We start from the raw sequence: 16,092 nt of genomic DNA, 5'->3' as shown, positions 1-16,092 counted from the left end.
CTATCCTTCAATGAAAGTCTTATGTAATTTTTTAATCGCTTCTTCGCCCGCACTTCCATCTACGATGAAGCAGAAGTTGTGCTTACTTGCTCCAAGGCAAATCATGCGCACGTTAATGCCATCAATGGCATTGAAGATTTTTTTAGCTAATCCTGGTGTGTGGTTGATGTTGTTTCCGATTAAAGAAACTAACGATAAGTCTTCTTCAACTTGAACGACTGCAAGTTCTTCCAGGTCGCGGATTAAGTCTTTATTTAAAAGAGCAGAGTCATCAAGAGTCATTGAAACGGAAATTTCAGAGGTCGTGATGGCATCGATACTGACTTTATGATCGTTAAAAACTTTAAAGATCTGATACAAGAATCCGTGAGTGTATAACATTTCTGGTGTCGATAAAGTCACCAGCACTTGTTTTCTTCTTAAGGCCATAGCGCGGATTAAAGGAGCATCCTCGACTTCTTTTTTTATCCATGTTCCACCAGCTCCCATTTCAAAACTCGATCCGACAAAGACCGGGATTTGTGAGCGGATGGCCGGCATAAGTGTCGCCGGGTGAAGAATCTTTGCTCCAAACGTGGCAAGCTCAGAGGCTTCTTTAAAAGAGATTTCTGAAATCGCGCGCGCCTCTGGACAAATACGCGGGTCCGTTGTGGCAATACCAGCAACGTCGGTCCAGATTTCTAAAATATCAGCTTTAATCCCTTCAGCTAAAATCGCTGCCGAGTAATCGCTTCCACCGCGGCCAAGAGTTGTCGTCATGCCGTCAAGAGTTTGTCCGATAAAGCCTTGAGTGACATAAACCATGTTTTCGTGTCTGATGGCCCCTAGTCTCTTGTCGCAGGCCTTGATGATTTCATTTGTTTGTGGGCGAGCTTTCCCAAATTGGTTGTCAGTCACTAAAACGTCTCTGACATCTAGCCAGCTGGCTTTATGATCAGAGTTTGCTTTTTTTAAGACTAAGTTCATCGCATGAGTAAAAAGAATTGAAGAAAGTCTCTCTCCAAAACTCTGCATTGAATCCATCGCCTTAAGCGAGCAGTCTTTTAGCAAATGAATCCCGCGCGACATTGACTCAAGTTCGCCCAGCATTTCATTCATGATTTTAAATTCTGATTCCGGAAGTTCTAAATCGCGGGCAATCTTCTCGTGTTTGTTTTTAATTTTAGTGATGATCAATGAAGCTTTATCCCAGCTGCTTTTTTCAGCAGTGCGGGCCAGTTCAATTAAATCATTTGTCGTTCCTGACGTCGCAGACACGACCACCATTTTTGAACCCTGTTTTAAAGAAACTGAGGCCGACCTAAGCATACAGCCAGCGTCGCCCATTGAAGTTCCACCAAATTTTGAGACCACGAGTTTCATAGAATTTTCCTTGATAGATTTTTTGAATTGGAAAATGTTTTACAAAGTATAGTAAAAGATAAAAAATTGACTGAAAATATCAAATACAGGAAAAATGCATGAAGTTAGGTATTGTTGGATGGCGAGGAATGGTTGGTCAGGTTCTGATGGCAAGAATGCTGGAAGAGGGTGATCTTAATCATTTTGACACGACTTTTTTCTCAACCTCAAACGCAGGTGGGGAGCACCCATTTAAACAGCTTAATAAGGCAGATCCTAAACTTAAAGACGCTCACAATATCGATGAACTAAAGAAAATGGACATCGTCGTGACTTGTCAGGGCGGAGATTACACAAAAAAAGTCTTTAAAGACTTAAGAAACGCTGGCTGGAAAGGTTATTGGGTTGATGCTGCTTCGGCCATTCGCATGGATCGTGACAGCACAATCATTCTTGATCCGGTGAATCTTCACGTGATTAAGAAGGCCCTTAAGGAAGGTAAAAAAGATTTTATCGGTGGAAACTGTACGGTTTCGCTGATGCTTTTGGCCCTGGGTGGACTTTTTAAGGCCAATCAAATCGAATGGATGACGTCAATGACGTACCAAGCGGCCTCTGGTGGTGGTGCTCGCCATATGAATGAGCTTCTCTCGCAAATGAAATATTACACTGACCGCGTGATGGATAAGGGCACAAATCTTTCTGAGCGCATTTTAGAAGTTGAAAAAAATGTGACGGGCCTCATGAGCGATGCTGCTTTTCCTAAAGAAAACTTTGGGGTGGCATTAGCTGCGAACCTGATTCCATGGATTGATTCTGACCTGGAAAACGGCCAAAGCCGCGAGGAATGGAAGGCGAGTGCTGAAGGAAATAAAATCCTGGAAACGACAAACATGATTCCTATTGATGGGACATGTGTGCGCGTTGGCAGCATGAGATGCCACGCTCAGGCGCTGACCATTAAACTTAAAAAAGATATTCCGATGGATGAAATCGAAATGATCTTGGCCGAACACAACCCGTGGGTTAAAGTTGTGGCCAATAATAAAACAGATTCAATCAAGTATTTAACTCCACAATACGCCAGTGGAAAGCTGGAAGTACCAGTGGGCCGTCTTCGCAAAATGTATATGGGCAACGACTATCTCAATGCTTTTACAGTGGGAGATCAGCTTCTTTGGGGAGCTGCAGAGCCGCTCAGACGAATGCTGCACATTATTTTGGAAAATAATACCTAAGGGATTTCATCCCTAGAGTTTTACAGCACCTTAAGTTAGACTAGTAACATAATTGTTGCCATCGGACGGCAATGTCAATCTATCAGGAAGATTTGTATTATGTTTAAAAATCATAAGAATTTTTTGGGATGTCTTTTACTGTCTGTGGCCGCGACAAGCTGCTCATCGATGTCAGGAAGGAACCCTTCCTCAGATGAAAACCCATCTCTTGCTCAAATCATTGAAGATATTTCCGATGCTTCAGGAAGAATCAAACAAGACCCTGTTGTTTGTAAGCAGCACTACGACAGCGCTTATCAAAAGCTTTTTAACCTGGCCGGTGATCCGGCCTTGGCAGAGTTAACTGATATCAAAGAAATTGATGAACAAATCAATGCTTCATTTTCCGCAAGGCTTGCGCTCAAAGAGGCCCTTAAGGGATTTGAAAGCGATACTGAATGCTTAAGAAGTGCGACGGATGTTTTCCGCGGGCTTCGTTATGTGGAAGATTACCTCATTGAAATGCGCATGGAAAAAGCGGCCAATGCCCCTTCTGAATATGTCAGTATGAAAGGAGAGTTTCCCTATTTTCTGATTAATCCAAAGTTTGCGGGTGAATTTAAATCTTATGAAGACCTGCAATCTGGAGACGTGATTTTATCGCGCGGGAATGCTTTTTCTTCTGCGGCCATTGCCCGCATTGGGGTAAATGATTACCAGTTTTCGCACTTAAGTTTTGTCTATAAAGACCCGGAGACAAAAGAGCTCTCTACGACTGAAGCTCACATTGAAATTGGAAGTGTGGTTGAGCCTTTAATTGAGCACGTCAGTGCCAAGAATGCGCGTTCAGTTGTTTTTAGGTATAATGATGCGCAGATTTCTGAGCAAGCTTCAAAAAACATCCACGACCGCGTCTTAAAAAATCAGTTGGCCAAAAAGAACGTAGAATACGATTTCTCAATGGATTTCAGAGATAACGAAAGACTTTTTTGCTCTGAGATCATCAGCTCTGGTTTTAAGGCAGCGATGCCAAATGAAGACTTTATCCCGAAGTTTAAATCGAAATTCTCTCCAGGAATCATTCCCTTTTTAAATACGATTGGTGTTCCGGCCAACAAAGACAACATTGCCAATATGGAAGTCTTCGCTCCAGGAGACATTCAGTTTGACCCGCGTTTTGATTTGGTTGCTGAGTGGAGAAACCCAAGAAAAATGGAAGAGTCGCGCTTAAAGGATTTTATTTTGACAAAGATTTTCGAGCGTATGGACCAAGCTGGTTACAAGTTTGATCCTAGCTTTAAAATGGATGCCGAGGCCCGCACGTTCTGGCTTTTAAGAAGGCTTCCGGTTGTCCGTAAATTCCTTCAAAACAAGTTCCCGCTTAATATGAATCCTGGGCAATTGGAATTATTTATGGCCCTGGATAAAGTTGGTGAGGCGATTTATAAAGAAGTTGAAAAAGCTTCACTAGAATACGATCGCCCAATGACTCCAAAAGAAATTTATGCGGTGTTGGATGGGTTTTTTAAAGAAGACTTTGAGCTCTATAAGCGTTATAAGAAGGGTCAGGATGTGGTGAAGCCGGTGTTTCACACGTATTTCCATCCGTAAAAAGGACCTCCTGTGAACGATTCTCTCGCTCGTGCTCTACATGAATTAAAAAGCGGACGCTTTATTTTGGTGTGTGATTCTGAGTCCAGAGAAGATGAGGCCGATCTTATTATGGCCGCGCAGTTTGCGGAAACTTCCCACGTCAATTTCATGATCAACAACTGCCGAGGCCTTATTTGTGTGCCGATGGCGGCTTCAGTTGCTAAAAAACTAGACCTACCATTAATGATTCGTGAGCATGCGGGAACGTTTGAGACGGCCTTCACTGTGTCTGTCGATGTAAAAAAAGGAACGCACACCGGGATTTCATCTCACGATCGTGCGCTTACTATCCGCGCTTTAAGCGATCCAAAAGCTGCCCCTCAAGACTTTGCCCGCCCAGGACATATCTTTCCTTTAATCGCATGGGAAGAAGGCGTCTTAGTGCGCCCTGGACACACGGAAGCTTCAGTGGATTTAATGAAACTTGCAGGCCTTTTACCGGTCGCCGTTTTATGTGAAACACTCGATGAAAACGGTGTCGCCTTAAAAGGCGCGCTTCTAAGAGAATTTGCAGCAAAGTTCAACATTCCCATCATTACGATAGAAGATTTGATCGCTTACAAAAAACAAAACTAATTAAGGTTTATTAAAGCTGTTTAAATAGGCATGAAGGGCCGGGATATCATCCTTTAACTGAGGAAAGTCCGGCATAACTTCTGTGTCTCTTTTTGGTTTGTACCCAGGAGGATAGCTGCGAGTAAGGACTCTGGCCGTGACTAACTCTAAGCTTGATCCGGCAATCGCAGGCCCAATACTTCCATCAATTGTTGGATTAGGGTTATGGCAAGCGATACAGTTTGACATGAATGTGGCCTTTCCACGCGCTTCAAGAGTTGAAAGCGGTTTTTGCGGCTCACCTTTTTGGCATGAAAGAAGTGAGAGGAGCATTGCCCCTCCCACCATAATAGAAAATGTTCTTTTCATTGATCTCTGCATTGATTTCAATATTACTTTGTTAGAAGTTCAATCGCCACGTAAAGGATCGCTGTTAGGAAGATCCCCATGTGAACAACACCTTTGATAGATGTGATCTTGATTGTATCTGTTTTCCCTTTTAGTGCGTTTAATTCAAGTAGACCAACGATAAGGATGATCACTAGAGCAAGAATTTTCCCGTTATAGTCTGGGTTAACGTTTGCTGGAAGGTGAGAAGCAGCTCCCATGAAAAATAGCATTGGAAGAGAAAATAGAGTGTTGTGTCTTGAAGCTAGACCTGCTTTTGCTCCTGCTGCTGCCGCTTCTGGAAGAGCTTGTCCACCAGCTGCTACTTGTTTTGCTGAAGCGATAACGATCTTTTGGTTAGGCCAGATAACAAGCCATACGTTTAAGAACATGATTGTCCCTAAAAGAGCTCCGGTAGCGATGAATGCCCACCAAGAAGTCTGGAACATTGCTGATCCAAATCCGTGTCCTTTAAGTCCTAATAGAGTTACCCCTGAAAGGAATGTGAAAAGAGCTCCGTAACGGAACCATGCAAGTGCGCGTGGAACTAGTGTTCTAACAGCTACACCACGAGATGATTTGATTTTTTCGTCAGCGTCTAGTTCTTTGAACCATTCACCTTGGATAAAGTTAAAGTAATAAAGAACGCCAATCCAGATTACACCCGCAAAGTAGTGAATGTAGCGAAGGAATAGCTCAGCTCCTGGTGCTGTGAATAGTGAGAATGTCAAAGGTTACCCCCAAGTTAACAGTTAGAATTTATAAAGATTGTGTAAGTCCTATTCAAAGGGAATAGCTGACTAAAGTCAATGAATAATCATCACTAGGTAGATCGTAGATTCCTAAGCATTTTTTAAAAACTAAAAATAAGACTTGAGCTTGATAAAAAAGTCATTCGGGCGGAAAGGTTTAGTCACAAAATCATTCATCCCAATTGATTGAAGACTAGAAACACTCTCGGTCATAACGTCGGCCGAAAGACCAATGATAGGGGTTTCTTTGTTGAACTCGCGGATCTTTTTAGTGGCCTCAAAACCATCCATTAAAGGCATGTGAAGATCCATCAGGATCAGGTCATATTTAATCGCACGAACATGGTTCACAGCTTCAAGGCCATTGATGGCAACATCAACTTTAAGGCCCCATTTCTCTAAGAATTTCTTAGTTACAATAATGTTAACCTGGTTGTCTTCAACTAAGAGCACGCGCTGGCCCTGGAAGCTTTCCTGGATTTTTTGAGGAGAATTCGAACTTACACTCATAGGCTGTTCCGATTTAATCGCGAAATGGATCGTAAAAACGAAAGTCGTTCCGGACTTAGGTCCGCTGGTGACATCGATTTTACCGTTTTGGATCTCTACCAGGCGTTTTGTAATCGCTAATCCTAGACCTGTTCCGCCATATTTTCTAGTATGATCGCTCTCGGCCTGGGTAAAATCTTTAAAAATCTCGCGCTGTTTTTCTTTATCGATACCAATTCCGGTATCTGACACTTTAAATTCAATGATACACGAATCTTCTTTTTTTTGTTTTAAACGTACATAGAGATTAACTTCGCCTTCGTTGGTGAATTTTAGCGAGTTACTTAGAAGATTATTAAGAATCTGTGTATTGCGGTATTCATCACCAATCACCAGGTCTGGCACCTTGTGATCAATCTCCATAGAAAGCTTCAGGTTTTTTTCCATGGCCTTCGGACGATGAATCTTTAAAACGTTCTCACAAAGTGACCTAAGGCTAAAAACTTTTTTCTCTAAAACGATTTTTCCCGATTCGATTTTTGTGTAATCGAGAACTTCATTGACGATATGAAGTAAGTTGTCGGCCGAGTACTTAATTGTCTCCAGGTCTTCACGGATCTCTGATTTCGGATTTTCTTCCAAAATAATATTAATCATCCCGATGACGCCGTTTAATGGAGTCCTGATTTCATGAGACATCGTCGAAAGAAAATTAGATTTCGCTCTGGCCGCATCTTCAGCAAGCTCTTTTGATTTGGTTAAATTCTGCTCGATTTTCTTTCGTTCAGAAATATCGCGTACAACTGCTTGATAGATGAATTTATCGTTCACTTCAATGTAATGAAGGTGCATTTCTGCAAAGAAGGGGAGTGCCCCACGCAGGCAAAAACACTCAAATTTTACCATTTTTTTATACTTTACTTCGCGGACCTTATTTCTAAAGAGCTCTTTATCTTCTGTTGAATCCAGGTCGCGGATGGCGAAAAAATCATAAAGGGGAGAATTGAGCAGGTCTTTCTTCGAGCGTTTTCCAAAGAGAACCAAACTCTCCGGGTTACAGTCAATAATCTCATTATTATTGAATAAAATAACGGCATCGCTTGAGTTTTCAAAAAGCGATTTAAAACGTTCTTCGGATTCTCTGAGTTCCAGCGTTTTACTGCCGGCAATTTTATTGGCCTTCTCACTGATGAGTTTTAAATTCAAAATAAAGCCGGTGATTAAAAGACTAAAAAGAGAACCGACTAAAATCAGCATCGAGTTTTGCGATCCATGCCCGGTGATAAAACGGAGAGTTTCATTCCAATCAATAGTGAACGTGCGATCGGCCAGATTTAAAGTCGAAAACTTAGGATTGCTATTATCAGAGCTTCTCAAACGTTTATCGACAATTTTTGTATAAACTTTTCTTTCAATAAAGCTGTTGTCGCCATCATAAATATCAATATCAATCTGTTGATAGCGAGATTCGGCCAGTGATTTGAAAAAAGACTCCATTTCGACGGCGGCCACCACCCAGCCGATAAAACGGTCGCGTTTTTTTATAGTCGTAATAAGAAATGAGGTGAAGACCTTTTTCCCGCCGAAAAGATCAATTTGAATGGCCGGCGTCAGTACAGGACTATTGCGGTAGATAGATTGTTCAAAAAGTTCGCGCAATTCCGGGTGATAAATGATTTTTTCAAAATTTCCCGTGGCATTTAAGTGATCCGGATAAATCAAAGCAGGGCGATTACTCGTTAATTTCGGATAAATAACCCCTATACCTTTTATACCGTTAATTTGATCAACAATAGAGATCGACTTAGCATATGCATCCCATTCATCAGACTCTACTTTTTCTGAACCCGATACAAAACCAGATGCACCTTTGATGGCATTTTCGTAAAAAACCATTTTTTCAACTAAACGGTTTTCAAAATCATCAATTACATTGGTAATAATTCGCGCATTATCTACTTCTTTTTGCGTGTAATAGTAGTAATAAACCGAGCCGGTTAAAACCCAGAAGGCCAAAAGGGGAACAATCGCACTCTTAATGAGCCTTGTTTTTTTAAATCCTTCCAATGCCAGGGCACTAATTCCCAGAGCAAATAAGAAGAACTGAATAGAAGTCATGTTTTCCTGGTAATTTCCCACTGCAAATGGGCCGTCATGCTCAATTAAAAACCAATTCAGCACCAATGAGACTGTGACAAGCGCGTAATAAATTCCCTGAATTGTGCCTAATAAACACGGCAATAAAATCGCCAGGAAAATGAAAAAAAGATATGGGCCAAGGGTATGGAACTTAAAAATATACGTAATTGCAAAGGCTGCAAAAGGCGCTATGAAATCAAAGAATCGATGTTTGGTGTCTTTAAAACTTAAAAATGCCGGCAGAATAATCAAGATGCTTAAAACATCGCCCGTATACCAAGTGGCAAAATGAGAAAAATACATATCTTCGGCAATGACACCCAGGTAATACAAATTTGTCACGCCAATTAAGGCCGAAAAAATCGGCGCAAATAAGGCCACGATGGAAACGCTTATCAAGCTCGACTGATATTCAAAATGTTCTTCAATAATGTCTTTAAACGCCTGATACAGATACAGCCCGATATAGGCTTCAGAAACGCTGGCCAAACAACTAATAAGGTTTTGGTAAAGGCCTCGGTCATTAAGCAGGCCCAGGATAAATTTTGCGATAAAAATGACCGGTAGATACCGGGCGCCAAAAAACACCAGGATTCCCACGGCCAGTCCAGACGGGATAAAAAACGCCGATGATTGTCCGGGAGTTTTGGTGATAATTAGTGAAAACTGGGCCACGTAATAATAAATCACGGTCAAAACAAACGAGATGACGGCGTATGAAGAAATGTCGCGAATATGAGGGCCTGATTTCATCCCAACATTGTTAACTTATTTTCTCAGAAATGTTAGCTTTTTTTGTTTATGAAGGGTTTTAAAGGTCACTAAAAGGGGTAAAATCTGCCGGAAACCGTCTACCCGATAATGGAAGTTATCGGGTAGAGCCCCAAAGGCTATGTGACCAGAAGCACAAACATCTGTCCATGGCACATCTCTTAGCCTCGCTTTAGATGCTTATCTAAGGCATATGTAATCTTATCTTCAAATTCGTTAAAATCAAACGGTTTGATAATGTGGTCTTTTACACCATATCGAAGCAACGTCATAATATCGTCCACATCATCGCGGCCGGTGATAACCACGGTTAAAGCAGATTTAGTGCGCGGGCTAATGGCGCTGGTTTTGATGAATTCGATCAAGTCGATACAAGTTCCATCATCCAGGTTCCAATCCAATAAAAGCATATCGTAGTCTTTATCGACCAGGTTGATTTTGGCCTCTTGAATGCCTTTACACAGGTCATATTTAGCGTGATCAAGTTCGCCTAAATGCATGGAAATCAGCTCTAAAATCTCAGGGCTGTTATCCAGGACCATAACGTTAAAATCTTTGGGAATAACCGGCGTTAGTTTTTTATAAATGGCCTTTTTTAAATGACAGCTGACTTCGTCAAAACTTGTCATCAGGTCAAAAATATAATCGACACCAAGTTCAAGAAATTTACTATTAACTTTTTTAAGGTTTGATGTGCACACAGACACAACGGCCTTTTTATAGCGCTGACTTTTTTTCAATTTATCGACTAAATCTACAGCTGAACATTCTTTAAAAGTTTCTTCGATAACAAAACAATCAATTTTAGGCAGGCGAGCGATCGACTTCAAAAAATCATCGAAGTTTTTACCAATAACAAAGTTAACATTAGGGGAGATCTCCCCTAGCCTTTGGCTAAAATTCATCGCTTCCATGGGGTCACTAAAGCAAAGAGCGATGTTAATTTCCTGAGTATGTGGCATGACTCTCTCCTACTGACAATTTTGCCTATTTTAAAATTTCTTTATAAACATATCGACTAGAATATAATTAAGTTAACTATGAACGTTCCAGCGAAAAAAAATAATGGTTCTCTTAAGCTTTACCAAAGTGAATCTTCATTCAACTTTGAATTGGAGTATGAATTCTTCAACAATTTTGAATCGCCTCACACCCGCAAATCTTACCGTCTGGATATCACTCAATTTTTCGAATTTTTAAGAGACAATTTTAAAGATGTTAACGGTTATAACGACATCAAGCGTGTTCATGTCGTGGCCTTCAGAAATTGGTTAACTGACAATAATTTGGCACCCAAAACGATTAATCGTAAGATAGCAGCGAACTCAAGTTTTTTCGACTTCCTGATTGAAAAGAACATGATTCAATTTAACCCGTGCTCTTCAATCAAGCGTCCGCGCCAGGAAGTGATCCAGCCAACCAACGATTTGAGCGATGAAGAAATCGGAACTCTCCTATCACTGCTTGATGACTTAAAAGGGCCGGGGCTTTTACACAAGGCCGTGATCTACACGCTTTTTACGACTGGGATTCGTAAAGCGGAATTGATCAATTTAAGACGCAAAAATTTTTATACTAAAGACTCCCATTACATTATCGAAGTCCGCGCCAAGGGTGGAAAACAACTCACTAAAGTCGTGCACCCAAAATGTGCTGAAATAATCCTGGAATACATCTCTTATCTGGAGAGTTCTGGCGAAGCTGTTCATCCGGAAGATTGGATTTTTAGACCTTCTAAAAACCCATTAGAGCCAGAACATATCATCAAGCCACTCAATCCAAAGTCTGTGGATTACATCATTAAAACATGGTGTAAAAAGGCGGGAATCAACCACCGCATTTCCCCTCACTCGGCCAGAGCAAGCTACATTGGATCGGCGCTGGATGCAGGAGTTGACCTGTATAAAGTTTCAAAAGACGTGGGCCATGCCTCTGTCAGAACGACTGAAGAATATAATAAAAGACGCCAAAAACTCTCTGAGAGTCCAGTCTTTGGGCTGGGATTTATGAAAGGTAAAAAAGAATCTTAGAAAGTGCCATCATTAATGGGCAGCTCTCAGTGAATTTCCCCCTAAAAATACAGTTTTTACAAGAATAGCCGATAGGTTTGGTACAATAACCCCATGGGGACTATGAAAGTATCAATTCTTCTGGCATTCACTCTCCTGAGCTCATTTGCCTTCGCCGCAGAGAAAGAAAAGACTGTGCAAAAATCCGGCGTTCAAGGCGATATTGTGGTGAATGACTCTCTTCAAAAGCTCCTTGATGTCCCGGGTGTAAAACCAATCTACGAAGAATGCAAAAAAAACAACCAGGCCTATTCAGAAAATATCCCGACGTGTATTTGGGATAACGTCAAAAATAAACCTGAGTTAAAAAAGATGGTCATGCAGACCTATGCCGACACCAATAAAAGCGCACCAACTGAGGGACGTTCTCCGGCCAGCAGTAAAACGAATATGGTGACGAGCGCGCAAGTCGCTTCAATTGACTATAGCAGCGACCCAAGTGTTCAGGCCTTGAGTGAATTTTACGGGAAAAAACTCGATGAAATCCTCGACCCTGACAAGGCGCTTAGTGCGGCCGAAAAAGATAAAAACGTTATTGTAACTGTCGATCACAGAAAATTCATCGACCTTTATAAATCTGAGCTCGGTAAAACCATCATCAATGCTTTTACTTCTTACTGCCTGGATACAGACCCAAAAAGCTGTGACAAAGGTTTATGTCTTCTAAGAGAGAAAATGGACGAAGTCAAAGAAGACCGAGACACCAATCTTAAATCTATTAAGAGCACAACCTTTGACCTTGCTTCCGGCACGGCCAGTTCGAGAAAATGGACGAGCTGTATTTTTAATGTGGCCCAAGTCTGTGAAGGAAATGCGGGTGACTCTGGCCAGACAATCAATTCACGCTCTAAACAGCGCGCTTGTTTAATCACTGACTATGTAAAGACAGCGAGAAAAAACATCCAGATCGCCGACAAACAAAAAGAGTTCTACACTTCTTTGGAAAAAGAAGGAACCACTCAGATCGCCAGCAATATGAAAATCGTCACAGATGGTGAAAAAGCATCGTCTGACTCTATTTTAAAGATCACTAAAAAAGAAGTTGAAGACTCTTTAAAAAAACCGGATGAGGCCAACCTCGCTGAAATTGATCAGTGTATGGACGTGGATACTAAGACCATTAAAAACGTCGAAGTTTGTAAGAAGTTTTTAAGCACCAACAAAACAGCTAATGAAGTGGCCTTTGCCGAATTGGGGATGCGCCAGCTTGCCCAGGAAGAAATGCTCACCGAAGAACTAAAAGATGATGAAAAGGTCCGCGAGTACCTGAAGGAAGAAGGATTTAAAGACGAAGAAATCCAGAAGCTGACGGCCAGTGCGGAGTCCATTGAAGAGATCAGGTCTAAGATTTTAGCGCGCTTTAAGAATGAAAAAGAGGCCATCATTGAAGAAATGAGAAAGAAAATCGAAACGAAAACATCAAGTAGTGATGGGAAAATCGACAATCAGGATATCAGTAAACTGGAAAAGATTAGAAATGACCTGGCTTCGCGAACATCTGATCTTTCAAATTTAATGCAGTTTAACAACATCGTGTCTTCTTATCTGGAAACAAACGACAAAAAGAGCGGCACAAACGAAAGAAACACGGCTTCCCTATTTGCTGAAGCAAAAACAATGGATGGCGCCGAAGGCAAGGCCTTACAAGAGCAAATCAAAAAAGCTGATTTAAAAGAAAATAAAGGCAACAGTACCATTGACCTGAACGTTAATGAGATCAACAACAGCTTCATCAAATACAACAGCAAGTTGCAAGAGCAGCAGCAAAAAAAGAATTAATTACTTCTTAAAACCAGTGAAATACTGAAAGAGCTCGGCCGCTTTATCGGTGCCTGAACAGGCCTCGTAGCCGGCGTAGACTTCATCCATTCCCAAGATTTGCCCTGGCTGAATGTTAAACTGGGTCCTGACTTTAAAAGTCTCTGCGCCCACTTGTGCCATCTTACCTTTATCCAGAGAAAAGTACTTGATCGTGTACCCATCCATCGTGTCTTTAAAGAAGTTGATCTGAACCTGATCGGTTCCTTCTGTCGCGGTATTGCTGATAGATTGATTGTTTTGAATTTTAGTGCAAAGACGGGCCAGGAATCCTGAATTGTTGGTTTGGATATTTGGTTCAAAGACCTGAGTCGTTGATGACTTATAAATTAACCCTGAACCACTATCTTGCAAAATGCCACTGACGGCATAAGTCTTTCTGGTCTGTGAACAGTCTTTATAGTCCACACTAAAATTAAAAGTCCCACCTGAATAAAGAGACGAGCGGAAATTAGCACTTTTGGATTGATAGGCATAACAGATTCTTGTTGCGATTGCCCTCTGATCTGTGGTCAAATCGGCGACACTAACCATTTCTGCCGACGATGAAAACGTCGAAGCCGGGGTTCTTCCCGCTTGCCCGCCACCACATCCAGACAGGATAAGTGCGAGCGTAGAAAATAAGTAAAGCTGTCGATTGATCATAGACTTCCTCATAAGATATCTATCGACATTTTTGACAATTAATTAATGGATGCTCATGGACTTTAAGGGAAAATTAGGAAACTACAAAATCATTGAGACTGAGGATAATACTCTGACAGTTTACTCTGAATATTTCGATGAGGCTTGCCACAATCTTTCAGGTGCCTACAACGAAACTCTCTACAATTATATTTCTGGATGTTTCATACCTGAGCAAATAGCTCAAAACAAAAACGTTCACGTCCTCGATGTCGGTTTCGGAATTGGGCTGGGTTTAAAAGCGCTGATTGCCACGGCCAAAGAAATCCCCTCAATAAATCTTAAGGACTTTTCTTACACGTCGATGGAACTTGATGAAGACCTTTTTCTCTGGTCGGCCCAAACAAACTTTCCAGAACTCAACTTTACTAAGTATGAAAACACTTACCAGACCCGCGTCTCCATTGCGCCTGAGCTCTATTTATCAGTAACCGTCTATATTGGTGATGGCCGAAAAACTCTTCCCCATGCCTATAAAATGGGCAAACTCCCTATGATGACGGCGATCTTTCAGGATGCTTTTTCCCCTAAGAAAAACCCAACTCTCTGGACCGTAGAATGGTTTGAGGACCTAAAGAAAATGTCACACCCGGAAGTCTACCTTTCCACTTATAGCTCTTCCGTCAGTATCAGAAAGACCCTCCTGGCCACTGGCTGGCAAATTGAGAATGCAAAGGGCTTCGGTCAAAAAAAGACCATGACCAAGGCGCGCCTCATTGGCACGACTGACCCGCTCCTCTCGGCAGAACTCTCCCGGTCCAAAGCACTTGAATTAAGAGACATCTAAGTTAAAATAAAAGAGAGAACTCAGTTATTTTTTTAAGGATGTTTATGGCCCAGGTTATTTTAATCGAAAGCAACAAAACGATGAACGATCTTCTTTCAGTCAACCTGACAACGTATCTGGGTGTGGATCTCATTCATCGAAAGAATGCTCAGGAGACTTTAAGCCTTCTGGCCATCCTGCCAAGTATTGACCTGATCATCACCAACTCACAAATTGAAGGTGAAGACACGGCCAATATCATCAACGACTACCTTATCGAAAACAATTTAGAAATCGGACTTATGACTTTAGGTGGAGCAGTAAAAAAAAGCACCGACCACACTATTGCCATTGCCAGCGATAAAGACTGGGAAAAAGTCATCCAGACTTCGGCCAAGGTTTTGGGAATCAGTGAAGAAGTCCTGGCCAAAAAAGTTGTTCCTGATTACGTTGCTGTTCCGGTTCGTTACTTTTTAAACCTGGACACAGTCAACTGTGACGTTTTTATCCGCATTAAAAAATCGCCGACGGAATTCCAGTACGTCAAAAGAATCCATAATGGCGACTCGTTTTCTAAAGACTCTATTCAACGTTACTTGGAGCAAGGACTGGAGTTCTTCCACGTTCCTAAAGAGCACCATAAAAACTTCGCTATTTTTCTCTCTAACCGCCTGGTAGACAAGATTGATTCCCCTCATCTGGATGAGACTCAAAAGATTCAGATCATGGGAGAGTCTTATGATATTGCCACTAAAGAAATTATGAAACTGGGCTTTAATAGCGAGACCATTCAGCTGACTGACACCATTATTGAAAACATGGTGAAGAACTTTGAGAAGTCGCCAGAGATGTCTAACCTGCTTCATAAAGTTATCAACTCTAAAACAGGGCTCCTTTACCAAAGAAGCCACATGACTTCTGTTGTGGCCTGTGAAGTGATTAAGAACCTAAAACTCAACGACAACAACTCAAACGAGAAGATCGCTTTTGCCTCTTTCTTCCATGACATTATGCTGACCGACCGCGATGACCTGGCCAATATTAATTCATTTGAGGAACTGGAAAAGGCCCATTTGAATGAATCTGACTGGGACCTGGTCTTTAACCACGCCAACGAAGCGGCCCAATTGATTAAAAATCACCCGGAAGCACCCGTTGGGGCCGATGAGATCATCCGTCACCACCATGGGGCCTTCAATGGAAAAGGCTTCTCTAACGCCATTGAGAAGCTCCCTGACCTCTCAAAAGTATTTATTGTTGCCCACCATTTCGTTTTGGAGCTGATGCGCTTTAAGGAAAACGGCGGGGAACCTAAACCAATCACGGAAGAGTTATTCAGGCGTTACCCAAGCCCCGATGTGGCCATTATCATTAAGGCCCTTGAGCGCACCTTAAAAAAGAAGAAATAATTACAAAAGTCTTTCCTAAACTGATTCACAAAGGAATAATAA

13 protein-coding genes are annotated in these 16,092 nt (G+C 41.7%); 7 read left to right on the top strand and 6 right to left on the bottom strand.

Annotated elements, in window-relative coordinates; all coding sequences use genetic code 11:
- A complete protein-coding gene (gene lysC / locus C0V70_RS09450) occupies positions 1 to 1,362 on the bottom strand; it encodes a lysine-sensitive aspartokinase 3 (RefSeq protein ID WP_102243616.1) in 1,362 nt (453 codons plus the stop codon).
- Between the two features lie 98 nt (positions 1,363 to 1,460).
- On the opposite strand from lysC, the gene asd reads away from it, so the two are divergent.
- The 3 genes from asd to ribB all read left to right on the top strand — a co-directional run bounded on the left by asd (position 1,461) and on the right by ribB (position 4,787).
- Positions 1,461 to 2,579: an aspartate-semialdehyde dehydrogenase gene (asd, locus tag C0V70_RS09445; RefSeq protein WP_102243615.1), complete on the top strand. Its 1,119-nt coding sequence runs from the start codon at positions 1,461 to 1,463 to the stop codon at positions 2,577 to 2,579.
- A gap of 99 nt (positions 2,580 to 2,678) precedes the next feature.
- Positions 2,679 to 4,169, top strand: a complete 1,491-nt coding sequence (locus C0V70_RS09440) for a YiiX/YebB-like N1pC/P60 family cysteine hydrolase (RefSeq protein ID WP_102243614.1) — start codon at positions 2,679 to 2,681, stop codon at positions 4,167 to 4,169.
- A 12-nt stretch (positions 4,170 to 4,181) separates the two neighbouring features.
- Entirely contained in the window at positions 4,182 to 4,787 is a 606-nt protein-coding gene (gene ribB, locus C0V70_RS09435; protein ID WP_102243613.1) for a 3,4-dihydroxy-2-butanone-4-phosphate synthase, read from the top strand.
- On the opposite strand, the gene C0V70_RS09430 is transcribed toward ribB, so the two are convergent.
- The 4 genes from C0V70_RS09430 to C0V70_RS09415 all read right to left on the bottom strand — a co-directional run bounded on the left by C0V70_RS09430 (position 4,788) and on the right by C0V70_RS09415 (position 10,266).
- Complete coding sequence (locus C0V70_RS09430) at positions 4,788 to 5,135, bottom strand: c-type cytochrome (RefSeq protein WP_102243612.1); 348 nt, start codon at positions 5,133 to 5,135, stop codon at positions 4,788 to 4,790.
- 23 nt (positions 5,136 to 5,158) lie between these two features.
- Entirely contained in the window at positions 5,159 to 5,884 is a 726-nt protein-coding gene (locus tag C0V70_RS09425) for a urate hydroxylase PuuD (protein ID WP_102243611.1), read from the bottom strand.
- Positions 5,885 to 6,013: 129 nt separating this feature from the next.
- Positions 6,014 to 9,286, bottom strand: a complete 3,273-nt coding sequence (locus tag C0V70_RS09420; RefSeq protein WP_102243610.1) for a response regulator — start codon at positions 9,284 to 9,286, stop codon at positions 6,014 to 6,016.
- 179 nt (positions 9,287 to 9,465) lie between these two features.
- Positions 9,466 to 10,266 (bottom strand): response regulator, encoded by an 801-nt coding sequence (locus C0V70_RS09415; RefSeq protein ID WP_102243609.1) that lies wholly within the window; start codon positions 10,264 to 10,266, stop codon positions 9,466 to 9,468.
- Between the two features lie 78 nt (positions 10,267 to 10,344).
- On the opposite strand from C0V70_RS09415, the gene C0V70_RS09410 reads away from it, so the two are divergent.
- Positions 10,345 to 11,334, top strand: a complete 990-nt coding sequence (locus C0V70_RS09410) for a tyrosine-type recombinase/integrase (RefSeq protein ID WP_102243608.1) — start codon at positions 10,345 to 10,347, stop codon at positions 11,332 to 11,334.
- Between the two features lie 102 nt (positions 11,335 to 11,436).
- The gene (locus C0V70_RS09405) at positions 11,437 to 13,152 is read left to right on the top strand and encodes a hypothetical protein (protein WP_102243607.1); all 1,716 of its coding nucleotides are present in this window, start codon (positions 11,437 to 11,439) and stop codon (positions 13,150 to 13,152) included.
- Here the strand turns inward: C0V70_RS09405 and C0V70_RS09400 are convergent, their stop codons facing one another.
- Positions 13,153 to 13,848 carry a hypothetical protein gene (locus C0V70_RS09400; protein WP_133566745.1) on the bottom strand — a complete coding sequence of 232 codons (696 nt, stop codon included), beginning with the start codon at positions 13,846 to 13,848 and terminating at the stop codon, positions 13,153 to 13,155. It lies immediately after the preceding gene.
- 43 nt (positions 13,849 to 13,891) lie between these two features.
- On the opposite strand from C0V70_RS09400, the gene C0V70_RS09395 reads away from it, so the two are divergent.
- Both C0V70_RS09395 and C0V70_RS09390 read left to right on the top strand, forming a co-directional pair.
- Positions 13,892 to 14,662, top strand: coding sequence for a tRNA (5-methylaminomethyl-2-thiouridine)(34)-methyltransferase MnmD (locus tag C0V70_RS09395; RefSeq protein WP_158649631.1), 771 nt, complete (start codon positions 13,892 to 13,894; stop codon positions 14,660 to 14,662).
- A gap of 44 nt (positions 14,663 to 14,706) precedes the next feature.
- The gene (locus C0V70_RS09390) at positions 14,707 to 16,050 is read left to right on the top strand and encodes an HD-GYP domain-containing protein (protein WP_158649630.1); all 1,344 of its coding nucleotides are present in this window, start codon (positions 14,707 to 14,709) and stop codon (positions 16,048 to 16,050) included.
- Positions 16,051 to 16,092: the final 42 nt, after the last annotated feature.

It is taken from the genome of Bacteriovorax stolpii (genome assembly GCF_002872415.1).
GTDB lineage: Bacteria > Bdellovibrionota > Bacteriovoracia > Bacteriovoracales > Bacteriovoracaceae > Bacteriovorax > Bacteriovorax stolpii.
This window is presented reverse-complemented; position numbering and strand designations above follow the sequence as displayed.